The organism is Pseudoalteromonas gelatinilytica, from assembly GCF_001641615.1.
GTDB lineage: Bacteria > Pseudomonadota > Gammaproteobacteria > Enterobacterales > Alteromonadaceae > Pseudoalteromonas > Pseudoalteromonas gelatinilytica.
Genome location: NZ_LRRU01000023.1, coordinates 208530 through 233622 on the forward strand (window position 1 = coordinate 208530; position 25093 = coordinate 233622).

Annotated in this window: 17 protein-coding genes; 6 read left to right on the forward strand and 11 right to left on the reverse strand. The window is 40.9% G+C overall.

What is annotated here, in order from left to right; translation table 11 throughout:
• Positions 1-13: 13 nt before the first annotated feature.
• The 9 genes from NH153_RS21065 to NH153_RS21105 form a co-directional block, all read right to left on the reverse strand.
• Positions 14-1096 (reverse strand): DUF418 domain-containing protein, encoded by a 1083-nt coding sequence (locus tag NH153_RS21065; RefSeq protein ID WP_082874131.1) that lies wholly within the window; start codon positions 1094-1096, stop codon positions 14-16.
• A 7-nt stretch (positions 1097-1103) separates the two neighbouring features.
• A complete protein-coding gene (locus NH153_RS21070; protein WP_063707588.1) occupies positions 1104-2318 on the reverse strand; it encodes an EAL and HDOD domain-containing protein in 1215 nt (404 codons plus the stop codon).
• Positions 2319-2409: 91 nt separating this feature from the next.
• Entirely contained in the window at positions 2410-3948 is a 1539-nt protein-coding gene (locus NH153_RS21075) for a glycogen synthase (RefSeq protein WP_063707590.1), read from the reverse strand.
• Between the two features lie 122 nt (positions 3949-4070).
• A complete protein-coding gene (glgC, locus tag NH153_RS21080) occupies positions 4071-5372 on the reverse strand; it encodes a glucose-1-phosphate adenylyltransferase (RefSeq protein ID WP_063707593.1) in 1302 nt (433 codons plus the stop codon).
• Positions 5373-5390: 18 nt separating this feature from the next.
• Entirely contained in the window at positions 5391-7913 is a 2523-nt protein-coding gene (locus NH153_RS21085; RefSeq protein ID WP_063707596.1) for a glycogen/starch/alpha-glucan phosphorylase, read from the reverse strand.
• Positions 7906-9963 carry a glycogen debranching protein GlgX gene (gene glgX, locus NH153_RS21090; RefSeq protein WP_063707598.1) on the reverse strand — a complete coding sequence of 686 codons (2058 nt, stop codon included), beginning with the start codon at positions 9961-9963 and terminating at the stop codon, positions 7906-7908. Before glgX ends, NH153_RS21085 begins: the two co-directional genes overlap by 8 nt.
• Positions 9953-12190 carry a 1,4-alpha-glucan branching protein GlgB gene (glgB, locus tag NH153_RS21095; RefSeq protein ID WP_063707599.1) on the reverse strand — a complete coding sequence of 746 codons (2238 nt, stop codon included), beginning with the start codon at positions 12188-12190 and terminating at the stop codon, positions 9953-9955. Before glgB ends, glgX begins: the two co-directional genes overlap by 11 nt.
• Positions 12190-14166 carry a 4-alpha-glucanotransferase gene (gene malQ, locus NH153_RS21100; protein ID WP_063707602.1) on the reverse strand — a complete coding sequence of 659 codons (1977 nt, stop codon included), beginning with the start codon at positions 14164-14166 and terminating at the stop codon, positions 12190-12192. Before malQ ends, glgB begins: the two co-directional genes overlap by 1 nt.
• 8 nt (positions 14167-14174) lie before the next feature.
• Positions 14175-14474 (reverse strand): isoamylase early set domain-containing protein, encoded by a 300-nt coding sequence (locus NH153_RS21105; protein ID WP_054562386.1) that lies wholly within the window; start codon positions 14472-14474, stop codon positions 14175-14177.
• Positions 14475-15681: 1207 nt separating this feature from the next.
• Between NH153_RS21105 and NH153_RS21110 the strand changes: the two genes are divergently transcribed.
• Positions 15682-17604: a putative bifunctional diguanylate cyclase/phosphodiesterase gene (locus NH153_RS21110; RefSeq protein ID WP_063707606.1), complete on the forward strand. Its 1923-nt coding sequence runs from the start codon at positions 15682-15684 to the stop codon at positions 17602-17604.
• Positions 17605-17646: 42 nt separating this feature from the next.
• Positions 17647-18570 (forward strand): hypothetical protein, encoded by a 924-nt coding sequence (locus NH153_RS21115; RefSeq protein WP_063707609.1) that lies wholly within the window; start codon positions 17647-17649, stop codon positions 18568-18570.
• A gap of 9 nt (positions 18571-18579) precedes the next feature.
• On the opposite strand, the gene NH153_RS21120 is transcribed toward NH153_RS21115, so the two are convergent.
• Together NH153_RS21120 and NH153_RS21125 are read right to left on the reverse strand one after the other, a co-directional pair.
• Positions 18580-19728 carry a transporter substrate-binding domain-containing protein gene (locus NH153_RS21120; RefSeq protein ID WP_063707610.1) on the reverse strand — a complete coding sequence of 383 codons (1149 nt, stop codon included), beginning with the start codon at positions 19726-19728 and terminating at the stop codon, positions 18580-18582.
• 71 nt (positions 19729-19799) lie between these two features.
• The gene (locus tag NH153_RS21125; RefSeq protein ID WP_054554593.1) at positions 19800-20228 is read right to left on the reverse strand and encodes an Lrp/AsnC family transcriptional regulator; all 429 of its coding nucleotides are present in this window, start codon (positions 20226-20228) and stop codon (positions 19800-19802) included.
• A 203-nt stretch (positions 20229-20431) separates the two neighbouring features.
• Here NH153_RS21125 and NH153_RS21130 point away from each other — a divergent pair, with 203 nt between their 5' ends.
• Genes NH153_RS21130 through NH153_RS21145 form a run of 4 tightly spaced genes read left to right on the forward strand, consistent with a single transcriptional unit; the run spans position 20432 to position 25053 of the window.
• Complete coding sequence (locus NH153_RS21130; protein WP_063707612.1) at positions 20432-21637, forward strand: aspartate aminotransferase family protein; 1206 nt, start codon at positions 20432-20434, stop codon at positions 21635-21637.
• 46 nt (positions 21638-21683) lie between these two features.
• Positions 21684-22718: an arginine N-succinyltransferase gene (gene astA / locus NH153_RS21135; protein ID WP_063707614.1), complete on the forward strand. Its 1035-nt coding sequence runs from the start codon at positions 21684-21686 to the stop codon at positions 22716-22718.
• 18 nt (positions 22719-22736) lie between these two features.
• A complete protein-coding gene (gene astD / locus NH153_RS21140; RefSeq protein ID WP_063707617.1) occupies positions 22737-24209 on the forward strand; it encodes a succinylglutamate-semialdehyde dehydrogenase in 1473 nt (490 codons plus the stop codon).
• A gap of 40 nt (positions 24210-24249) precedes the next feature.
• A complete protein-coding gene (locus tag NH153_RS21145) occupies positions 24250-25053 on the forward strand; it encodes a DUF1338 domain-containing protein (protein WP_063707620.1) in 804 nt (267 codons plus the stop codon).
• Positions 25054-25093 lie beyond the last annotated feature (40 nt).

Here is a 25093-nt window from a genome sequence, read left to right on the forward strand (position 1 = left end):
AGTATACGAGGAATTATCTAGACAATTTTCGCCAAATTAATTCACACGGACCATGTGTAAAGTACTGACTATACACTTTACAAAAAAACAATTGAAAAACAAGCACAACAGCAATGACCAACCAATAATCTATGCGATCAAAATTAACTGCTGCGGTTGGGTATGCGACTTTAAAAAACAGGATAAATATGACTGTTTGCATTAGATATAACGTCAATGACATGCGTCCAGCCTGCTGTAGCAGCAACCAGTTACTGGGAGAGTTTTTAACTATTTTCACAATGATGTGGCAATAACAAATGGCCATGGCTAAAGCTGCCAGCCAATTAATCGGTTCTAAAATCGCGTACATAAATACGCTCTGATCCGAGTTTATCAGCAACCTCAGAGCCGTAAAACTTATCGCTGCAGCAGTAATCAACTTAAGCTGAGGGTGTGTTAAACCATGAACAAATACCCCTTGTTTATATAAATAAACACCCACCAGCATTAACCCTGCAGCCATCCACATTGTGATGAGTGGCACAGCAATAAGCATTATGATAAACATCAAAAAATTGCTGACGAATCCTGCAAAATAAGAAGAATAAGCTGCATCATACGCCATTAAAAAGCTCTCAGAGCTTCTCGTTACAGGGCTAAACTCTGGCTCTATAAAGGAGAGTAAAAATGAAATGAAGGCACCAAGAAGTAAAAACAGCATGCCCATACGCAGTATTTTTTCGTCATCTTGCTGGCTAAATTTAAGCGTTAACCAGCCTGCACAAGAATAAATAAACAAAATATCGCCAGCCCACAATAAAAAACCATGGGCAAGGCCTATAAAAGCCAAAACTTTTAGTCGCTTATGTTGCTTCTCGACGCTTTGCCAAAGCTGCCATTGAATAACTAAAGACGCACCAAATAACAAGCAAAAAAGGCTCCTAAAGCGCCCATCAATAAAAGCAGTATTAAAAATGTATATTAGTGAATCTGAAAATGGTGGCGTAGCACTTGGGGTATAATCGTACTCGAACACAGCAAAAGTGTAGATGTTCATAAACATCAAGCCGAGTACTGCAATACCCCGTAAAACATCCATATTTATATTGCGCATAAATCCCTTATAGGTTCTGTCTGCAGCTATCGCTCCAATTTACCGCATTTTCGTATATCTTGGGAAGGTCAGCACTTTCAATACTTAAATAGGCAACAGCCTGTTCAAGTGCCCACCAACTGCCAGTTTCGTAAGCTTTGACAGTTTCTAGTATGTAATAGAGGATATTTTTTTCTTGCATGAGAGCAGCATGAATTTCGTCAGGAAACGGCAATCGATCCAATAGCTTTTCCATTGGCTGATCTAAGATGGCATCGAGCAACGAAAACAGTCCCGTTAAAAATGCCTCACCTGATTGTTGCTTAGCAACACGCTGCGCAATAAGTTCACAAAATCGCGCTCTAACAACACAAAGCCGAGTAAGCTCAGCGGGTTTTGACTGGGCACTGTGGGCAGTAATAATTAGGCTAACAAACTTTTTCAGTCGTTCATGACCTAAATAGACAAGCGCTTGTTTTAGAGAGCCAATTTTGCTTTTAATAGGAAACACGCCGCTATTAATTAAGCGCAGCAATTTATAAGCAAGTGCGGTATCTAACGAGAACAAGCCCGCAATTTCACTTATATTTGGATCTGGGCGCATGACTTCAGCATAAATTGATAATACCAGCGCGTAGTTGTAATCAATATCGCGATGCTGAATCATTTTGGGTTTAGCAAAGAAATAACCTTGAAAGAAATCAAAGCCCATTTTATAGGCTTTGTCGTAATCATCGGCTGTTTCAAGCTTTTCTGCCAAAAGCTTTATTTTTTTATGTTTTTTAAGCTTATTTACAACAGGGGCAATTTCTTCAAAGGGTGTCTGCTGAACATCAAACTTGATAAGACGAATAAGTTTTAAAAAGCGATCCCACTCGGGTTGGTAAACAAAATCATCCAGTGCCAACTTATAGTTGTTATGAAAAAGCTCACGACAATATTCGTAATTTTCGTCAGTAGGCTCCATGGTTTCGAGTAACTCAATCACCACATCTTGAGTTGGCAAAAACGCGCAAAGGTCCAGCTTCAGAGACTCTGGACCTATATTAATTAACGCTTTTTTGCCCGACGTAATATGACGGGTACCTAAATTGAGCTGGTTTTCCATAATGAGTCGAGCTGTTGCTGTACTCTCAGACACATCAGGAAAACTATTCTGTAAACTATCTCTAAATAGTAGCTCATAGGCGACAACTTGTTGACGACGATTAAAGACCGCTTGCCTAGCAACAAATACAGCCACTTTACCTACTTTTTATATTTTATCTCACACTAAGTAATTAATAGCTGAAATTGACAAAAAAGTCACTTAATTACCATGAATCACGCATTTTTTATTGATATAAGCCTGATAAATAGCCTTCTGCAACGGATTGCCACGTAAAACGGGCATTTTTAGCCTGTTCACATATTGCACACCATTGCTCTGGTTGTGATTTCTTAAGCTCAAGCGCATCGCTAAAACTAGTAACAAGTTCGTAGCTTTGTGATGCTAAACTCTCACCATGGAAACTAAAACCACTCACATGATGCTCTACCGTATCACGCAAACCGCCTACACCATGTACTAAACATGGCTGACCTGCTCGCATCGCTAACATCTGACTGATACCACAGGGCTCAAACGAACTTGGCATTAAAAATAAATCGCCTAAGTGATACATGTATTCGCCAACAAAATGTGCGTACCCTTTTAAAAATAGCAGGTTTTCTTGACGAGCCATAACTGATGTCATAATTTGCTCAAGTTCAGCATCCCCTGAGCCTAAAATAATCATATAGCCGTTATGTTGTTTTAAGCGCTGACATAACTCATCTAACACCAGTCCTTTATCATAAGGCTGGCGAAGTAACAGTGCTTTTTGGTCCGTTAAACGACCCACACTGGTTACTAATGGCCCTGAAAACGGCTGAGTTTTAAATTTAAGTAAGCGTTGATGCGCGATGTAATAGCTTGAATCTAATACCGGGCTTTTTGCCATCCATTGAAATAACGCATTTTCGGCATGTTGATAAAGACTCGCTAAGCTAATGTCATCAAGCTTCATTCCTGGGTATTCGCAACCATTAAGAATGCCCACTACGCGGCCTTGTTCATAGGCTGCTTGCAAGTCAGCTTCAAGCCCTTCACCACCAAAAAAGCCCTTTTCAGCATCACTTGGACGCAATACTTCTTGGCAATAGGTTGGCGAAACGAGGTGTACTTTATCAACCAGATTAATTGCTGTACGCATTGGATTGAAGCAATCAAAATAACGCGGATCGCATAATCGTTCGCCGTTATAGCCTAAGCTTGGGAACCAGGCTTCTAGGCTTGAGCTATCCCCTTTAAAAGGTCGTATCCCTTGCAATGCAAGGTTATGAACAGTGTAGGCTAAAAATAAATGCGCTAGCTTTCTATAGCGGTTGTCTGTTTTAAGTAACAAAGCAACACAGGCACTATGCCAATCATGTAAGTGAACAACATCAGGAGTGCGAATAAGTCCTTGCAGCAGTGCCTCACAAACAGCAGCGTTGAAAAGCGCAAACTTACTTGCGTCTGTAGCAAACGGGCGACCTGGTTCATCATTACAATAAACAGCGCCGTTATGGCGGCTAAATTCCCAATGAGATATAAGCAGTTGCGTTACACCTTCATCACTCTTAGCAAGCTTCCACACATCCAGTTTTTGCATTTGACCTGCAAATGGTACATGCACTACACCTATGTGATGACGCTCTAAATAATCAAAGCCATAATCAGGGATCACTACATCAACACTAAGGCCTTTTTCAACTAACGCTTTAGGGCAATCTCTAACAACATCCGCTACACCACCGACTTTTGCATTCGGTAATGCATCATTCTCTGCAGCTACCATCAATACATGCATGCTTTGCAGTACTCCATAAAACTGTTATACCAATCCGCACTACCACTTAATTAACGAATTGGTATTATTCAAATATAAATAAGGGAGGGACATGCCCTCCCTTTTTCATTTAGCGTAATTGCTTAAGCAAGTCGTTTATTATCTTGCTCTTGTTGCTTTAACTTCTTTGCAAGTTCATTCAACATATCACGAGTTACCAATACAATCCCTTTTTTCGAAACTCTAAAGCCATTTTCTTTGTCGGCTTTGTGATCGTAACCAATTTCAAGACCCGCTGGGATCTCACAATTGCGGTCAATAATAGCACGCCTAATTCGGCAGTTTCGCTGTATTTTTGCACCAGGTAAAATCACAGACTCTTGAATTTCACAAAATGAATGTACATACACATTCGAGAACAATAGTGATTTTCTCACTAACGATCCTGAGATAATACAGCCACCCGATACCGTTGAATCAACTGCCATACCACGTCTATCATCATCATCAAAAATGAACTTAGCAGGAGGTAATTGCTCTTGATATGTCCAGATTGGCCATTTTGGATCATAAAGGTCAAGCTGAGGCTCTGGCATTACCAGCTCCATGTTGGCTTCCCAGAACGAATCAAGGGTACCTACATCGCGCCAGTAGGGCTGACCATCGGTGTTAGAGTCTCTAAACGGATAAGCAAACACGTTATGCTCTTCGATGATAGCAGGGATAATATCGTGACCGAAATCTCGGCCCGAGCCTTCCGTTTCAGCATCTTTTTTCAATTGTTCAAATAAGAATTCAGTATTGAAAATATAGTTACCCATTGATGCTAAGCAGGTGCCTGGCTTACCCGGCACAGAGGTTGGCGCAGCTGGTTTTTCATCAAAACGACGAACTCGATTACTTTCATCAACCGTCATTACACCAAATGTATCAGCAGCTTCTTCGCAAGGTACTTCAATACAACATACTGTCATATCTGCACCTGTTTCAACGTGTTTTGCCAATAAACCGCCGTAATCCATACAGTAAACGTGGTCACCAGAGAGGATCATTACATACTTAGGCAGCTCATGACGGATAATATCCATATTCTGGAATACCGCATCGGCTGTGCCGCAGTACCATTCATCACCGTAACGCTGTGATGCTGGTAAGATCTCGACTGATTCGCCAAGTTCTTTCTTAAAGTGGCCCCATGCACGGTTTACGTGACGAATTAATGAGTGCGACTTATATTGAGTAGCAATACCAACACGACGAATACCTGAATTAATACAGTTCGACAGTGGAAAGTCGATAATTCGGTGTTTACCACCAAAATACACTGCTGGTTTAGCACGCCAGTCTGTTAATTCATGTAAACGCGAACCTCGCCCCCCTGCTAGGATAAGGGCATACGTTTCTCTGGTTAAACTACTTATGTATCGATTTGCATAACTTGGCATAACTCTCTCCGTCTTAAGCTAGCTGCTTTTCTTCTGTGTGTTTTGCTGTGCACTAGTATCCAGTAATGGCTCCAAATGCCAGATGTCGTCACTGTATTGACCAATGGTTCTATCGCTCGAAAACATGCCACTGGCTGCAGTATTCAAAATACTCATTTTGGTCCAGTGAGCAGTGTCTAAGTAGGCTTGTTCAACTTGCTCTTGCGCTTCTACAAAGCTGGCAAAATCATGAGCGACTAACCATGGATCGTGCGGGCTCTTAATCGCCGCGATAATGTCGTCAAATAAATTAGGCTCAAACAAGTTGAAGTGACCGCTCTCAAGTAATTGCATTACTTTATAGAGGCTGTCAGTTTGGTGAATAATCTGCTCAGGATTATAGTGCGCTTTGATATCATCAATTTGCTCTGCACGTGCACCAAATAAGAAGAAGTTGTCAGCACCCACTGCATCACGAATTTCGATGTTAGCGCCATCTAACGTACCTATAGTCAATGCGCCGTTCATCATGAACTTCATGTTACCTGTGCCAGATGCCTCTTTACCTGCTGTAGATATTTGCTCAGATAAGTCCGTCGCTGGGCAAATAGTCTCCATTGCTGTCACGTTGTAATTAGGTAAAAAAGCAACTCTTAAATACGGTTTAGCTAGCGGATCTTTGTTGATCACTTCTGCTACGTTATTAATTAATTTAATAATTTTCTTCGCCATGTAGTAACCTGGTGCAGCTTTACCGCCCAATAGCACACAACGAGGAACAATGTTTGCTGTATCGCCTTGGCGAATACGGTCGTAAAGGTGAATAACGTGCAGTACGTTTAATAGCTGACGCTTATATTCATGAATACGTTTAACTTGCACGTCAAACATCATTTCGGCATCAAACTCTACGCCACAGCGGTTTTTCACTAATTCAACAAGGCGTTGCTTATTGCTGTGTTTTACAGCTTGCCATTGCTTATGGAATTTAGGGTCGTCATATAAACGGCGTAACTGGCTAACTTTACTAAAGTCAGCAACCCATTCATCGCCAATATGTTGATTAAGCAGTTTAGCCAACTCAGGGTTACAGTGTGCTAACCAGCGACGTGGTGTTACACCATTGGTTTTGTTGTTGAATTTTTCAGGCCAAAGCTGATAAAACTCATTGAATAAGCCCGCTTTAAGAAGCTCAGTGTGAAGTGCAGCCACACCATTCACCGAATAACTACCCACAATCGCTAAATACGCCATGCGGATTTGTGGCTCAGGGCCTTCTTCGATAAGTGACAACGCACGTTGCTTTTCAACATCACCAGGCCAAGCTAACGCCACTTCAGCTAAGAAACGCGCATTGATTTCGTAGATAATCTCTAAAATACGCGGTAATAACCGGGCAAATAAAGATACTGACCACTTCTCTAATGCTTCAGGAAGCAAAGTGTGGTTTGTATACGCCATAGTTTTAGTCGTGATAGACCAGGCTTCTTGCCAATCAAGCTCATACTCATCAACCAAAATACGCATTAGCTCTGCTACTGCAATACTTGGGTGTGTATCGTTTAATTGAAAAACATGGTAATCGGCAAAGTCAGAGAAGTCTTCGCCATGTTTGCTAACCCACGTATCAATGATGTCTTGTAAGCTCGCTGATGATAAGAAGTATTGCTGACGTAAACGCAGTTCTTTACCGTTCTCACTACTGTCATTCGGGTAAAGAACCATAGTGATTTGTTCAGCTAAGTTTTTACGCGCTACTGCTTCAGAGTAACTACCCGCATTGAATTCGCTTAAATCAAATTCGTCGGTGGCTTCTGATTTCCATAAACGTAAGGTATTAACGATATCGTTTTTATAGCCAGGAATTGGCACATCATAAGGCACAGCTAACACATCTTGAGAATCTAGCCATTGGCGGTGCTCACGACCGTATTTATCAGTATAGCTTTCAACATGACCAAAGAATTTTACGCGTTTTGATTGCTCTGGTGCACTCAGCTCCCACGGGTGCCCTTCACGTAACCAATTATCCGGTTGCTCAATCTGATGACCATTTTCAATAGCTTGATTAAACATGCCGTATTCATAACGAATACCATAACCAATTACAGGTAATGCGAGGCTTGCACAGCTATCTAAGAAACAAGCAGCTAAGCGTCCTAAGCCACCATTACCCAGACCCGCATCGTGCTCCGCCTCAGCCACCTGCTCAAGTTCAGTACAGTATTCTTGTAACGCTTTAGCTACTTGCTCATCTAAGTCTAAGTTTAAAATCGCATTACCAAGGGCACGGCCCATTAAAAACTCAAGTGATAAGTAAGCTGTTTTACGGCGTTTTTGTTCATGAATTTGCTGTTTTGTCACACGGCAACGAGCAACTAATCGGTCACGAATAGTTAATGCTAATGCATGGTATAAATACAGTTGTGACTTACCCACTTTGTCACGCCCAAGGGTGTAATAAAAATGGCGTGATAAATCATCGTCTAAGGTACTTTCATCAACTGTAGGCGCATCCTGCCAGCCCTTAACAACACATACTTGATCGGCATTTTTAGCCATGATTTAGATCCTCTGAATTGGCGGTAAAAACCCAGCTGCTCATTGCAGCAATCTGGTGTTCCTTATCAACAAACTGTGTTGACATAGGATGAATGCTAGTCAGTGCTAACTGCCACTTACCTTTATCTAAACTTGGAAGTTGGCAAGTTACCGGCTCTGATCCTGCATTTAATATGATCAATAAAGCTTGATTTGTGTGCTTGTCTGTCAGGCTGTATATCAACACTTGACGATCGCCTTGATGCCAATCGTCTTGTTGCATATTGCTGCCTGATTCGGTGAACCACGCCACGTCATAACGCGGGTCATTATCGTGCACAAAAAAGCGATGTTTAAAAATGCTGAACTGCTTACGAATGCGCAGTACGTCATCAATGAATCGAGTTAGAGGATGGCTTAACTGTGAGTCTTTCCATGCTAACCAGCTTGTGCGATTGTTTTGACAATAGGCGTTGTTGTTACCACCTTGTGAGTGTGCCATTTCGCTTCCTAATGAAAGCATAGGCACGCCTTTAGAAAGTAACAAAGTTAACAGCATATTTTTTTGTTGTTGTAAGCGTAATTTGCTCACTTGTGGGTCATTGGTAAAGCCTTCGACACCACAATTGAATGAATGATTACCGCTGTGGCCATCACGATTTTGCTCACCATTGGCTTCGTTGTGTTTATGCTCGTAGCTGACTAAGTCTGCAAGCGTGAAGCCATCATGACTGGTGATGAAATTAATACTGTTAAGTGGCCCACGTAGGTTATGCTCAAACAAGTCGAACGACCCATGTAAGCGTTTTGCAAGCTCGCCAATTACGCCCTGCTCTTGTTTCCAAAAGCGTCTAATCGTATCGCGATATTTATCATTCCATTCACGCCAAGGCGCAGGGAAAGCCCCTAATTGGTAACCACCTGGGCCAATATCCCATGGCTCTGCAATGAGTTTAACTTGGCTGAGTACAGGGTCTTGATTAATCGCTTGGAAAAACGCATGTGCCTGATTAAAGCCATTTGGGTTTCGCGCTAAAATGGTTGCTAAGTCAAAACGAAAGCCATCGACCCCCATCACTTCAACCCAATAACGCAAGCTATCAAGTACCAGCTGTAAAGAGTGAGGCGAATCAATATTTACCGTGTTACCACAGCCGGTATCATTAATATAATGCTGTGGTTTATCAGCAATGGTGCGGTAATATCCTAAGTTGTCTAAGCCACGTAGCGACAAGATAGGTCCATCGGTGCCCGCCTCTGCTGTGTGGTTATAAACCACATCGAGTATCACTTCGATATCTGCTTTGTGAAGCGCCGCGACCATTTCTTGAAACTCACTAATATCATCATTAACGAGATACTCTTTATGCGGCGTAAAGAAGTTAAGCGTGTTGTAGCCCCAGTAATTTTGTAAGCCTTTGGCTGTTAAAAACTGCTCGCTGATAAAAGCATGAACTGGTAATAACTCTAAGCAAGTCACACCAATAGTGCGTAGGTGTTCAATAAAGCTAGGGTGGCTTAAACCTAAAAACTTACCTTGTAACGATTTTGGAATTTCAGGGTGACGGCAGGTTGCACCAACCACATGACATTCATAAATAACCGTTTTTCCCCAGCAGTGATTCGGTTTTTTACCGGTGTAAGGTGCTAACTCACGGACTCGTGATTTTGGCATATCAATGGCATTGTTAACCTGGCTTAACTTTCCTACAGGCATTTGCCCATAGTGACGTTCACTCCAAGTAAACTCACCATACAAATCTCGGGCATACGGGTCTAACAGCAGTTTGTGATTATTAAAAAAGAGTCCTTTTTCGGGTGCGTACTCACCATCAGCGCGAAAACCATACAAGGCGCCACTTTTCAGAGGGCTCACTTTTAGTGTCCAGATACCACCTTCATTCAAATGCATCGCTAAGGTGAGAATTTCTGAATGACCACTGCTATCAAATAAGCACAATGACATATGCTGTGCTTGTGGCGCGTACACAGCAAAGTTAACGCCATTACCAATAACAGACGCACCCAACGGCGAGCTCACACCGACTTCGAGTTCGACACTATGACTCATCGTTCACCTTCTTAAGGTAAATTGTCGCAAGACCAGGCAAAGACACGCTAATGCTTTGATTAAAGCCATGGCTTTCTTTCGCTTGGCTTACAATGATTTGCTCTGCATGATTAGTTGCTGCAACGCCAGAACCAAAATAGTCCGCCTTATCTGTATTCAAAATAACTTGATAAGCACCTGCTTTTGGCACACCTATCACGTAGTCGTGATACACCTGAGGCGTCAAGTTACAGATCACCACCACAAAGTCTTCAGCTTTTTTTGCATAGCGAATAAAGCTAAACATACTTTGTTCAGCATTATTGCTATCGAGCCACGCAAAACCCGCAGGGCTGGTGTCTTGCTCGTATAAAGCTGGCGTACTGGTGTAAACAGCATTTAAATCTTTAATCGTTTGCTGCATGCCACTGTGGCTAATATGCTCAAGTAAATGCCAATCAAGCGATTGGTCGTGGTTCCACTCTTTACGCTGGGCGATTTCTGCACCCATAAACAATAACTTTTTACCTGGATGCGCCCACATAAAGGCATAGTATGCACGTAAGTTTGCAAACTTTTGCCAGTCGTCCCCTGGCATCTTTTCAATTAATGAGCCTTTGCCATGTACCACTTCATCGTGGCTAAGCGGTAAAATGTAGTTCTCACTGTAGGCGTAAACCATTGAAAACGTCATTTCATGGTGGTGATGCGAACGGTAAAGGGAATCGCGCTGCATATAATGCAAACTGTCGTTCATCCAACCCATGTTCCACTTATAACCAAAACCTAAACCATCATGGTCAACTTGGCGCGTAACACCCGGCCATGCTGTTGACTCTTCAGCCACCATCATAATGCCTGGGTTTTTCGCATAGCAGCGCATATTGACTTGTTTTAAACACTCAATGGCACCTAAGTTTTCTCGGCCACCGTACTGATTTGCAACCCACTGCCCTTCTTCACGGCTGTAATCTAAATAAAGCATTGAGGCAACCGCATCCACACGTAAGCCATCAATGCCAAATTCATGTAGCCAGTACATTGCATTCGCAATTAAAAAGCTACGAACCTCTGCGCGGTCATAATTGTAGATATAGGTATTCCAATCAGGGTGAAAGCCTTGTCTTACATCGGCATGTTCGTATAAGTGGGTGCCATCAAAACGATGTAAACCATGTGGATCACTTGGGAAATGACCAGGTACCCAGTCAAGAATAAGACCAATTTCGGCTTCGTGACATTGCTCTACAAAGTAAACAAAATCTTCAAAGCTGCCATAGCGACTGGTCGGGGCAAATAATCCAACGGGTTGATATCCCCAAGAACCATCAAAAGGGTATTCACTAATTGGCATTAATTGCAGATGCGTAAAGCCGAGCTCTTTAGTGTAAGGAATAAGATTATCAGCAAGTTCACGCCATGTTAGATAGCGCTCACCGTTATCTCGTCTTTGCCAAGAACCCGCGTGCACTTCATAAATACTAACAGGTGCATTAACACTGTTTCGTTTCGCACGATTTGCTAACGCTTTTTCAGAAAGTTGAATTCCCGTTTTTAGCTTTTGCAGTACGGACGCCGTCCCCGGTGCTTGTTGCATCTTAAACGCAAATGGATCGGCTTTATCAAGCACTTCTCCGCTCAAAGTGGTGATAGCAAATTTATAGCATTGATGCTCTTTAAGCCCAGGGATAAATAACTCCCATACCCCACTGGCAGGATGAAAACGCATAAAATGACGGTTACGCTGCCAATAGTTAAATTCACCAATAACAGATACACTGCTGGCATTCGGCGCCCACACAGTAAAACGAACACCATCAACGCCTTGTTGAGTGACAAAATGCGCACCAAAATGCTGATAGGCATGCTCTAAACTGCCTTCATTAAACAGATACATTGCCTGTTCATCTAAGCTGCTTTCAAAGCTGTACTCATCATATTGTTGATGATTAAATTCATCGCTATAACTGACATCTAGTTGGTAGTCAGGTTTCAATTTTGATTTGATATTAGCGATAAATAAATGACTATCACCTTGTTGCTGCGCAACGATTTTTTCTGTGCCAAGCAGAACCGAAACACTGCTTGCGCCAGGCAAAAAGCAACGAATTTCATAGCTTGAATCGCCACTTTTGTGCGCCCCAAGAAAGCTGAAAGGATCTCTAAAACAACCACTGGCTAATGCATCAATTTGTTTTTGATAAATAACAGGTTGTGCACTTTGCTCTTGACGAACACGACTTCGCATTATTGATTCCTTATCGAAATTAAATTGGCTAACAATGTCTGTTGCGTTTTAATAATTTGCGCCGCTGGGCGCGACAATAAACGCCGCCAATTTGGGTACTCTTTGTCAGTACCGGGGATATTCACAGGCAGTATTTGCTGGTCTAAATCATCTATTTGAATAGTAAATAATTTTGCTGGTGCTGCCGCTAAAGAGGATGCCAACGCTTCATAAACTATAAAGGCATCTGTATCTAACGATAAATGCTGATTTGACTCTCGCGAGATAAAATTAAGCATGCGATGCTTTTCTATGTTTCGCGCATCGAATTGAGCCTGAGTTTGGTCTTCATCAAGCAAACCATATTGTTGTTTAATCGTAATATCATGACCAACCCACCAACCTTTAAAAGGTGGCACGTCATGGTTGGCTATCATTAAAAGACTATGGGGAGCAAAATGCTCAGCGGCTAAAAAGTCCCCTTGGTGATCTTTTTCAAAATAGAACAACCCATTTGAATAGATTGCACTCGCTTTTAAAGCTTCACGTACTTCATTAGGTACCACGCCTAAATCTTCACCTATTACTACGCATTGATTAAGGTGAGACTCAATCTTAAGAACCGCTAATAATTGCTCAAATGGATAATAGACATAACAGCCATCTTGCTTGGCGTTATTTTCAAAACACCACCAAAGACGACGAATTGCCATTACATGGTCAATCCTAAGACCACCCACATCTTCCATATTGGCGCGGATAAGTGAACGATAAAAAGCAAAGTTGTCTTTACTTAGCTTTTGTGGATTGAGTGCCGGCAAGCCCCAATTCTGACCATGTTCAGCCCAAGGATCTGGCGGAGCTCCAACATGTGCATTATCTGCAAATAGCTCATTTTGGCTTTTGAACTCACTACCATCACCAGCACAGCCAACGGCTAAGTCATTAATAAGGCCAATTGCCATACCACTGTCTCGGGCAGCTTGCTGGCAGATATTTAATTGTAGGTGAGCTTGCCATTGTAAGTAGCTAGCATAATCACGCTCCCCGACCAACATGGTCGACAAGCTGTGTTTATGAGTTTCACAAAAACGAGCGAACTGCTGTTTTCGCTGTGCTGAAGCAAACTCACAAAAATGCTGATACAAGAGACTAAATACTTGATATTTGAAATCACTGACCGAAGTGTAATCAATATAAGGCGCACTATTGTGGGGCTTATCGGCCAATAATTTATCAAGTGCACTATTATTTTTGGCGTCTTCACATAATGACACTGCAATATACAGCGGGTTCAATAACGCTCGGCTATTTGGGCTGTAAGGACTTGCTCGCTCAGGGCTGTGTTCAAAGAGTAAATGCAGCGGGTTTAGTAACACATAATCCATGTTATGTGTTGCAGCTTCTGTAATTAGTTTTGCTAAATCAGCAAAGTCACCAATTCCGAGCCCCTCTTCATTGCATAAGCTATAAAGCTGAATCGATAAGCCCAGACGCTTTTTATCATCAATTGAGAAGCACTCTTTTGGGGTAATCCATAACTGACTGTGGGATTGCTGATCTGCCACAGTAATGAGGGCATCATGATAACCAATTGGCATGTCAGGAACTGGCAAAGCAAGCTCAAGATAACGAATGCCGTTTAGACCATAATCACCAAGAACAGCTAAGTCTTGTAAGTTTTCACGCGTAAAGTGAATATCAAGCGAAGGCACGCTTAATGTACATGAACGTGATAATAAACGCTCATCAACGCGTACTTTCAAAATTGGGTGGTGTGCCTCAATAATACTTGTATGAGGCAACAAGTTCAGCCAAGTACCTGCATCTAATGCAAAATTAAGTTGTTTAATTGCATCTGCATCTTGGGTATCGATACCGCAACAACTAAGTGCCTGCCTACGTGTACTTTCATCGAAAATAACATGTTCGCCAGTGTACTTAGTATATTCATAGCCTATGCCGTGCAGGTAATATAACTGGGAAAGTGACTGCATTAAAACACCTAAGCGCGTTGGGTATTAACAATGCTGTTATCAGTACCAAAACCGTTTGGAATATAACCATCAGCTTGGTGATCGTTATCCCATGTTTCGCCATTGATTAAGTAGCGGAAGTGAAATTCTTGATCAAGCGGTAAGCGCTGTTTGCATTTGAATACTTGTTCTTTTTTATTGAACTTCATTGGCACGGGTTGCCAATCTGTGAACTCTGCAACTAATTGTACGTCATCAGCGTCAGGGTGTTGGAATTCAAAGGTAACTTCTGTTTCGTCTTTAGTTTTAAAAAAACGTTTACTTAGCATAGTGGGCTCCAATTCAACCAATTGGTAAATTAATCCTTGCCACAGTACCGCATTGACGACTAATTCAGCGGAAGCTGTGCGTTCCAGGTCTCTAAACTTGCTTACTAAAACATCAAGTTCACTGTTAGTAAATCAAACCTATATTTACGCATTATGACAGTGCAGCTGTTTGTTTTTCGCACCACCATAGTGCACAAAACATACAAAAACTACAATAATCATATTGCTATATTATTACGAGCAATAACTGAACCAAGTTGATAATAAAATATACTTTATTTTCAGTACCTTTTTTATCAACTCACATCGCAACTTATAAAAAAAATAGATAACAATTTAGGTTGGGTAAAGTGAATAAAATTGAAGTGGAGAATTAGAGCAATCACACTAAAAGAAACACGACTTCATTCGTCAAAAACACATTATCGATAATTTACAAAAACAAACTAAAGACATTTACATCATATAGCCTTGCCAAATAGATTAACGAACCCTATGAAAATAAAACATTTATTGTTCTGACTAATTATTAATTTTTTATCACACATTAACTTATAAAACACAACGCATATTTAGTTCTATAAACTAATCGTTAATTCAGCACTACCCAATTAACGTTTTTAAAAACTATCCCAGCGCATATGCAAACACAATAAGTAGAAAAGCGTAAATTCAAACAGGTTAGCCATCCATAAAAGCATTGACAGTGCTGCTTTCCAGCTTTTCTATCGCCACTTTTTCTGACCTTGTAACTTGCTATTCAGAAATCTGATTCGAATAAAACTCGCAATCCTTTTTGAAAAGTGACATATAACATTTAAAAATTTACAGATGGGTGAAGAAATAATTAATTCAACACACAAGAATTTGAAAGAATAAAAGTAGATAATGTAATTAATTTTTATTTAGCAGAACACTAACCATAGATATTATCAGTATGAAAATTATAAGCGTTTTTGTCAGTACTAGAGAAAAAGATTACTTAATGAATGGCAACAATGCAGTATAAAAGTAAGGTCTTATAAAAATTATATAAGAAAAACATTTTAGAGCATTAACACTAATTACTATGAATTTTCACATTCTGTACTCATCCATGCCCAAAGTATGAGAAAGGTTTTGTCTAATCTAGATGCACACAATATACTCGGTGTATTAACTGGTGAGGTTTTATTGTAAAACAAAAACACCACAATGGTAGTAATGTATGGCCAATGCTCTTCGAACTTTATCAATAAGTATTATAACTTTAATAGCTTTTATATATGGCTTAAATATCTTCTTGACTAAACAAGTCAATGATCTGATGTACGCGCCAAAAGGCTTAGAACTTCATACTTTCTCAGGTACTGATGTTACTGTGGTAGCGGCACCTTGGTATAACCTTGTATTAAGTGGCCAGCATTTAATCTACGACAATAACATTTCTTATATTGTTATAAATACAACAACTGAGTCAGTCGTCACCGCGATGACTTCAGAACTTATACTCACTACATTATTCTCACCAGTCAACATTATCATTTTAATCTTGTTAGCATTAGCAGTCAGTTGGTTAGTTAACTTAAGATTCCAAAACAACCATGAGAAATACGCAATCAAAATGCTTAACACTAAGGCAATTGAATTACTCAACAGCCTAAATTTAGCCACAGACTCGGACCTAACAAAGCATACGCAACTTGATCAGTTACAAAATAACTTTCAGACACTAACTACCCATATCACTAATTACACGCGTGAATCTGAAGTCAGTATTTATCAAGATAAGTTAACCCACCTTATTGCCCGACATGCCTATATAGAACACCTAGCAAAACAATTAAGACTCGCTGAAATGGATAAGTTCAGCTGTGCTTTACTATTTATAGATTTAGACGGGTTCAAACAGGTGAATGACTCATTTGGTCACAGTTTTGGTGATGATGTGTTAATTCAAGTAGCAACACGCTTGAGCAGTGTTTTACGACACCATAAGATAAGTAACATTTCACCCATTAGCCAATTAGAGCAAAATCTAGCACGTCTTGGTGGAGATGAGTTTTCTATTTTCATTAACTTAAAAGACGATAAAGAGAAAGCATTAGAAGTCGCACAAAATGTATTACACGAAATTGAACGAGACTTTGTATTAGGGAATAAGTTAATAAAAATTAGCGCCAGCATAGGTATTGCTGTTTACCCTGATAGCGCATCCACTCCACAAGCATTACTGCAAATGGCTGATGTAGCAATGTATCGAGCAAAAACAGATGGTCGTGGAATTTTTAAGGTGTATTCACCCGAAATGGGCAAAAAAATTCGCCGCTATCATTACTTGCTAGAAGAAATGCGTCTTGCGATAGCTAGCAGCAGTTTTCATTTGTCTTTTCAACCTATTGTACATGTAGATGACTGCGCCATTGATTATTTTGAAGCATTGGTTCGCTGGGATCACCCTGTTGAAGGCTCAATTACGCCTGACGAGTTTATCCCCATTGCTGAAGAATCTAATCTGATATTAGAACTTGGTGATTGGATCATGTTGGAATCATGTCGGCAAATGTCCGCTTGGTATAATGCAGGGATGAAAAAAGTGTCTATTTCTGTGAATATATCTGGCGTGCAGTTAAAGCATTACGATATTTATGAGTGGGTCATGGAAAAGCTTGCTAAAACGGGGCTGCCTGCAAAAGCACTAATGCTTGAAATTACCGAATCAACGTTAATCAAAGCAAGTAATAAAATCATTCAATCATTAGAAAAGCTTCGAGGTGAAGGGATCACTATAGCAATCGATGATTTTGGCACAGGTTTTAGCTCGCTAAGCACCCTTGCAGATTTGCCCATCGATGTAATCAAACTAGATAAACTGTTTGTAGCACAGGCTAACGATAATCTTAAATATAATGAAATCATGCACTCAGTCAGTGAGCTGGGCCGTAAACTCGGATTAAAAGTGGTGGCTGAAGGAGTAGAAGAACTCGCCCAATTCGAGCTTGTAAAATCGATGGGCATTAACAGTGTTCAAGGTTACCTAGTCAGCCACCCTGAATCGTCTGTTAATGTTGGGCATAAAGTGTTGCAAGATAACATTAACTTTATGTCTGTCACTGGAACAGGGGTTTGGAATATACAGCAACCGCTTTAGTAAGTTATACTGAACACATTATTCAAAGCCATTCCCTTGTTAATGTTAAAAAAAAGCTTACTTACGGTTTTTATCTTGTCAGTCACCATTATTGGATTACTGGTTGGCTCTTCTATTTATACTCTTTATAGTAAAAAACGTTTAACTGTAGACCCTAAACTTAGAGAAATCTCAGGGATTGAATTTGATAAATTTAATCGACTTTGGGCTATTAACGACAGTGGCGACGAGCCAAAACTGTATCGCCTTAATGAAGATGGCTCTATAGCAAAAGAAATTTTAGTTACCAATGCTAAAAACATTGACTGGGAAGACATGACACAAAACAAATTTGGTCACTTTTTCTTGGGCGACTTTGGCAATAATAAAAACGACAGAAAATGGTTAACTATTTATAAAATCGAAAACCCAATCGATATTAAGGGCGACACAACAGAAGCAGAGATAATCAAGTTTACTTATCCTGAAATGGACGGCAGCCCAATCCAACCAGATCAACGTAACTTTGATTTGGAGGCCTTTGTCGCGCTTGGCCGACATCTCTATTTATTTACCAAAAATCGCACTGAACCATTTGATGGCATTACAAAAGTATATAAAGTCGGCGATCATGCAGCGAACTTTGATGCACAATTAATAGATTCATTTCAAACTTGCACCACAATGGAAAAACTTTGTTGGATCACTTCTGCGGCTCTAAGCCCTGATAGAACCAAGTTAGTTCTACTCGATTCAACCAGCATTTGGTTATTTGAAAACTTTCAGGGTGATAAGTTTTTTTCTGGTGATGTATCTCGTATTGATCTTGGGATCGTAACGCAAAAAGAAGCCATCACTTTTTACGATGACAACACGATTGTCTTTACAGACGAAGAATTTAAAGGCATTGGTGGTAATGCCTATGTCATTAAGCTCGATGAAGTAGAAAAGAAAGTTATTCGCAAAGTGCCCAAAGCGAATCAATAACCAAACACATTATTTAGAGAGCGCTTTTTCGATGTCTACACCTAAAATCAGCACCCCCATGTGCTGATTTTTCTCATCAAAGATAGGCACGCTAAACTGCACCTGAAAGTGTTTGGTAGATTCATCAAATTCCACAGTATCAATGTAGTAATCGTCATCTTGCTGATACATATTTAAAAATTTAGCTTCATCACCCTGCCAATAGTCAGTGGTGACTTCACTAATAATGACATTTTTACCTTGTTTATCAGTGACGATTATCTCTGTAATAACACCTTGCATTTGCTTTTGCCATACTTGTAAGAATTGTGAACCTTCAAGTTTTAGATAGCGCTCTGCAAGTATCGGTGTATTGTCACGAACTTGTTGTGCCCACTGATTATCAAGCTGATCGAGGTCTTGCTGCGCGAGCGGTTGCCGATTACTTTTCATTACCGCTTGTTGTACATTGTCTGTATTCGCTAATTGCTTTATTTGCTCTAAAAGCACATTCACTAAGGTTAGTTTTTCAATCTTTGACAATACAAAGGGACTTTGAGAACAGCTACTTATATGACTGTTAAAGGCATTTAAAAAGTCAGGGAATTCCTTGAGCGTTTTATTTGCTGCAAATAAACCCAAAGGCACATAACGATAGAATGTTTGTGTATATTCATCAGGCTTTATTTGTAACTGCACAGCATTGAACTCAAACTCTTCTAAATCAAGCAAGATTCTATCTACCCGCTGCTTTTTGAACACTTTGATAAGCTCTTGTGTGGTGTTAACTTCGACTTCGATTTTCCGATTTGTCAATTGATACCAATCAGCCTGATGACTCCCTCTTACGACGCCATAACGCAAATCGTGTTCAGCTATTGAAGCCGAATCTGCATGGGTAAACCAGTACCAGTTTTCTAAAAACATCGGGGCAGAAAGCTCACCATACTCTTGCATTTGCGATAACAGGTTTGCGGTAAAGTAACCATCTAGCCGATCTAGCTGCACTTCCCTTTTAGCCCTTAACCAAGGTAGTTTCTGTAACTTAAATGGCACATTGATTTGCTTAAAAATACATTCAACATGATTAATTGCATTATGTGGTGCGTTAATTGGCAGGTTAGTACCTAACTGAAAAGGCTGAGCCACAGTGAGCGAAAGCAATAATGAAGCAAGCATCGACATAAGCCTAAATAACTAACAAACTAAAGTCATTATAGACAATAGAGTCAGATTTACCTGATAAAGGGTTAACGCTTAAACTTTGTCTCTAAAATCACTGACGACGTTGTTCGCTCAACGCCATCTAAGTTACCAATGTCATCTAATAGGTGGCTTAACTTTTCAAGGTTTTGCGCTTGCACAACGGCAATCAAATCAAATTCACCGCTAATTGCGTAGAGCTGTGAAATAGCATCAATCTGCTTTAGTTCAAGATTCGTTTTGGTGGTTAGTTTTTGTTTCACTTTAATCGAAACATGCGCCGATACCATTTGGCTCAAATAGGCATCACCATAGTCTACGCTATAACCTTTGATCACACCTGTTTCTTCTAATTTCAACATTCGGCTTTGAACTGTTGAGCGCGATAAATTAAGCGCTCTCGCTAGGTCAGAAATACTCGCACGCGCATTGGTTCTTAAGATAGCTAATAGTTTTTCATCTTGAGAAGTTATCACTTTGACTACTCTTTTCGTTAATTTGCATTTTATTTTAGTCATTTTTCACAAAATAGCACTGCAAATTTAAGTTCCTAACCCAGATAATAAGAAAAATAGATAAGAAAAATAATCTCATCGTGCTTAATTAGGCAGGAACGGCTTAACTGACCTATTTTTTGCAATTTAACTTTTTCATACTAAGCCAGATTTAGGTGCAACAAATGCAAGTAACAAGAGAACTTTTTAACGACGTAATGGTACCAAACTACAACCCATCAGAGGTTATTCCTGTTCGCGGTGAAGGCTCACGTGTTTGGGATCAAAACGGTAAAGAATTTATCGATTTTGCAGGTGGTATCGCTGTTAACTGTTTAGGCCATTGTCACCCAGCGCTTGTCAATGCACTAAAAGAGCAAGGCGAAAAAATTTGGCACTTATCAAACGTAATGACAAATGAGCCTGCACTGCGCTTAGCTAAAAAATTAACGGACGCTACATTTGCCGATAAAGTGTATTTTGCAAACTCAGGTGCAGAAGCTAACGAAGCAGCATTAAAATTAGCGCGTCGCTGGGCATTAGATGTACACGGCGAGCAAAAGAACCAAATCATCGCGTTCAACAAAGGTTTCCACGGTCGTACATTCTTCACTGTTACGGTAGGTGGTCAAGCAGCTTACTCAGATGGTTTCGGTCCTAAGCCTGCTGCAATCGATCACTGTGACTATAACGATTTAGCTGCGTTTGAAGCACTTATCAGCGACAACACGTGTGCCGTGATGATGGAGCCATTACAAGGCGAAGGCGGTATCATTTCGCCAACGAACGAATTTATTAAAGGTGTTCGCGCGTTATGTGACAAACACAATGCTTTACTTATTTTTGATGAAGTACAAACAGGTGTTGGCCGTACAGGTGATTTATACGCATACCAAGGTTTAGATGTAACACCAGATATTCTTACGACAGCAAAAGCGTTAGGTGGTGGTTTCCCAATCGGTGCGATGATCACAACTGCAAGCATTGCAGAGCATTTAAAAGTAGGCACACATGGTTCAACTTACGGTGGTAACCCACTTGCATGTGCTGTAGCAGAAGCGGCTTTTGATACTGTTAATAACGAAGAAGTACTTGCAGGTGTTAAACAGCGTGAACAACTTTTACGCGACGGTTTTGCTGCAATCAACGAAAAATACGACGTATTTAGTGAAGTTCGTGGTAAAGGTCTATTATTAGGTGCGGTTCTTAACAGCAAATTTGAAGGCCGTGCACGCGACTTTCTTGTAGCAAGCACTAAACACGGTTTAATGAGCCTTGTTGCTGGTACAAACGTTGTGCGCTTTACGCCATCTTTAGTTATTCCTTTAGAGGATATCAAAGAAGGTTTAGCTCGCTTTGAAAAAGCGGTTGCAGACGTTGTAAACGGTTAATCCTAGTTGGCGCATGCTATAGGTATGCGCCATTGGAGTGCAATTAATGCAAGTATTACGTCCTATAACAGCAAATGATTTTGCCGCGTTAAAGCAAATTGCAATGGAATCCGGGCATGGTTTTACCTCGTTACCGGTCGACGACAATTTACTACAAGAAAAAATTGAACGCGCTGAACGCAGTTTTGCAAAAGACATTAATAAACCACAAGACGAAACCTACTTATTTGTTTTAGAAGACAGTAAAACAGGTGACGTAATTGGCACAACCGCTATTGAAGCTGCCGTGGGTATGTCGGTTCCTTTGTACCATTACCACCTTGGTAAAACTGTTCACCATTCACCTACTCTCAACGTATATAACACTGTTGATATTCTGAGTATGTGTAATGACTACACAGGTTGCTCTGAAATTTGTACCTTGTTCTTAAGGGAGCAAAATCGCAAAGGCTTAACAGGTCGCTTTTTATCACGATCACGTTTTCTATTTATGGCTCAGCACAGTGAACGCTTTGCTGACACCATCATCGCAGAAATGCGTGGTGTGAGTGATGAAGACGGTCATTCGCCTTTCTGGCAGTGGTTACAAGAGCACTTTTTTAGTATTGAGTTCCCACAGGCTGACCATTTAGTTGGTTTAGGCGATAAAGTCTTCATCAGCGAGTTAATGCCTAAGTACCCTATTTATGCCAACTTACTGAGCAAAAAAGCCCAAGCTGTGATTGGTAAGGTTCATGAAAAAACCAAGCCTGCACTTAAACTCTTAGAAAAAGAAGGGTTTGAGCACCGTGGTTATGTTGACCTCTTCGATGCAGGGCCTACTGTTGAAGCAAAACTTGGCAATATTCGCAGTGTTCGTGAGTCACAAGTGTGCCCTATCAGCATTGGTGAGCTTGCGCATATCAATGAGCAGAGCTCAGATACATTAGCTATCTGCAACCAAGGCGTGAATGACTTTAGAGCAACATTCACCAAACATGCTCACTATAACCACGCTAAGCACACGTTAATCGTCAGCCAAGAAGTGGCAGATGCACTTAAATTAAAACAAGGGGATGCAGCACGGTTCTTCCGTTTGTAACCACTTAAGGAGTTTAAAATGAGTGTAACAACTCAACTTATTGCTAACCAATGGCAAGCAGGCCTTGGTCATGATTTTAGTTCAATCAACCCAAGTAATGGCGAGGTTGTTTGGCAAGGTAAAACAGCCACTGCTGAACAAGTCGCTGATGCAATCAAAGCTGCTCGCAGTGCTCAGCTTGGCTGGGCTGATATGGCCCTTGAAGAGCGTATCGTTATTCTTGAAAACTTTGCAGCAGAGCTTAAAGAGCACAGCGAAGAGTTTGCAACGATTATCGCCCGTGAAACAGGTAAACCACTTTGGGAAACACGTACCGAAGTAGGCGCAATGACAGGTAAGATTGCCATTTCAATTAAAGCCTATCACGAACGTACTGGGACCACAGAAAACCCAATGCCGGGCGCAAAAGCGTTTATTCGTCACAAGCCACATGGCGTTGTTGCCGTATTTGGCCCTTACAATTTCCCAGGTCACTTACCAAATGGCCATATTGTGCCTGCTATTTTAGCGGGTAATACGGTTGTATTTAAGCCATCAGAACTGACGCCTCATGTTGCTGAGTTCACTTTAAAACTTTGGCTAAAAGCAGGCTTACCAGCCGGTGTCATTAACCTTGTACAAGGTGAAGTAGACACAGGTATTGCTTTGGCCTCTCACCAAGATATTGATGGCTTATTCTTTACGGGTAGCTCAAATACAGGTCACCTATTACATAAGCAATTTGCAGGTCATCCAGGTAAAATCTTAGCGCTGGAAATGGGTGGTAATAATCCACTGATCGTAAAAGATGTCGCAGATGTAAGTGCGGCTGTTCACGACATTATCCAGTCTGGTTTCATTACGTCTGGCCAACGTTGTACCTGTTCTCGTCGTTTATTCATCGAGAACTCGGCAAATGGTGATGCAATTTTAGAAAAATTAATTGCTGCAACAAAAAACATCAAAGTAGCCGACAGCTTTAGCGAAGATCAACCATTTATGGGGGCAATGATCAGCGAAAAAGCAGCACTAGGTATGGTTGCAGCTCAGCAGCAGTTACTTGATATGGGAGCTACTTCTCTTGTTGAGCTTAAACATCTTGAGCCGGGTACAGGTTTTGTAAGCCCAGGTATTATTGATGTAACCGCTGTTAAAGACATGCCTGATGAAGAGCACTTTGGTCCTCTTATCAAGGTTTACCGTTATACAGATTTCGATAGCGCGATTAATGAAGCAAATAACACCTCTTTTGGTTTATCTGCTGGTTTATTAAGTGATGATAGTAATGACTACCAGCATTTCTTAAAACGTATTCGTGCCGGTATTGTTAACTGGAACCGACCAATTACAGGCGCATCAAGCGCTGCACCGTTTGGTGGTATTGGTGCTAGTGGTAACCACAGAGCGAGCGCTTATTACGCAGCTGACTACTGTGCATACCCTGTTGCTTCTGTTGAAGCCGATAAAGTTAACTTACCACAGACCCTTGCGCCGGGCTTAATTATTGAATAATTGTTTGGCGGCCTCGCCGCCTTAATTGAAGGAATTAAACATGCACACAGATGTAAACGCCCTATTTGAAAACCTATGGGACAACTATTTATCAGTTACGCCATCGGCAGTAAAAGTACATGAGTTACTTGGCTCTACACAACAAGATGACGTGATCAACGATCACATCGCTTTACGTACTTTTAACCATGAAAAAATCGGTTTAGAAAAACTAGCTGCGCACTTTTTAGCAGTTGGTTACAAAGAATGCGGCGAGTACCACTTCGAAGCGAAAAAACTATACGCTAAGCACTTCGAACACTCAGATCCTAAGCAACCTAAAGTTTTCATTTCTGAATTACTTGTTGAGCAATGCTCAGAAGAATTACAAGCTATCGTTAATGACATGGTTGATCAGATTGACGAAGACGCTGTAACAGCGGATAATTTCCTCTATTCAGGTACGCACTGGCAAGTAAGCTCAGACACCTACAAAAAGCTGCTTGCAGAAAGCGAATACGCAGCATGGATGTCAGCATGGGGTTACCGTGCTAATCACTTTACCGTGAGCATCAATGAATTAGCAAAATTCGATGATATCGAAAGTGTAAACCAAGCACTTAAAGATGCGGGTTTTGCGCTAAATACATCTGGCGGCGAAATCAAAGGTTCACCAGAAGTATTACTTGAGCAATCTTCAACCCTTGCTGATGACAGCGAAGTTGAATTTAGTGATGGTGTTGTTGCCGTACCGAGTTGTTTTTATGAGTTCGCTCTGCGTTACGCAAAACCAGATGGCGAGCTATACACAGGTTTTGTGGCAGCATCAGCTGACAAAATTTTTGAGAGCACCAATGCTCGCTAATTAGCACAGACCAATTCGCTTAACGCAATAAGCGAATTGG

Bases quoted from the DNA above. Each gene is read 5' to 3' on its own strand.
- NH153_RS21065 (WP_082874131.1), bottom strand. From the start codon at position 1,096: ATGCGCAATATAAATATGGATGTTTTACGGGGTATTGCAGTACTCGGC.
- NH153_RS21075 (WP_063707590.1), bottom strand. From the start codon at position 3,948: ATGCATGTATTGATGGTAGCTGCAGAGAATGATGCATTACCGAATGCA.
- glgC (WP_063707593.1), bottom strand. From the start codon at position 5,372: ATGCCAAGTTATGCAAATCGATACATAAGTAGTTTAACCAGAGAAACG.
- NH153_RS21085 (WP_063707596.1), bottom strand. From the start codon at position 7,913: ATGGCTAAAAATGCCGATCAAGTATGTGTTGTTAAGGGCTGGCAGGAT.
- glgX (WP_063707598.1), bottom strand. From the start codon at position 9,963: ATGAGTCATAGTGTCGAACTCGAAGTCGGTGTGAGCTCGCCGTTGGGT.
- glgB (WP_063707599.1), bottom strand. From the start codon at position 12,190: ATGCGAAGTCGTGTTCGTCAAGAGCAAAGTGCACAACCTGTTATTTAT.
- malQ (WP_063707602.1), bottom strand. From the start codon at position 14,166: ATGCAGTCACTTTCCCAGTTATATTACCTGCACGGCATAGGCTATGAA.
- NH153_RS21105 (WP_054562386.1), bottom strand. From the start codon at position 14,474: ATGCTAAGTAAACGTTTTTTTAAAACTAAAGACGAAACAGAAGTTACC.
- NH153_RS21110 (WP_063707606.1), top strand. From the start codon at position 15,682: ATGGCCAATGCTCTTCGAACTTTATCAATAAGTATTATAACTTTAATA.
- NH153_RS21115 (WP_063707609.1), top strand. From the start codon at position 17,647: ATGTTAAAAAAAAGCTTACTTACGGTTTTTATCTTGTCAGTCACCATT.
- NH153_RS21120 (WP_063707610.1), bottom strand. From the start codon at position 19,728: ATGCTTGCTTCATTATTGCTTTCGCTCACTGTGGCTCAGCCTTTTCAG.
- NH153_RS21130 (WP_063707612.1), top strand. From the start codon at position 20,432: ATGCAAGTAACAAGAGAACTTTTTAACGACGTAATGGTACCAAACTAC.
- astA (WP_063707614.1), top strand. From the start codon at position 21,684: ATGCAAGTATTACGTCCTATAACAGCAAATGATTTTGCCGCGTTAAAG.
- astD (WP_063707617.1), top strand. From the start codon at position 22,737: ATGAGTGTAACAACTCAACTTATTGCTAACCAATGGCAAGCAGGCCTT.
- NH153_RS21145 (WP_063707620.1), top strand. From the start codon at position 24,250: ATGCACACAGATGTAAACGCCCTATTTGAAAACCTATGGGACAACTAT.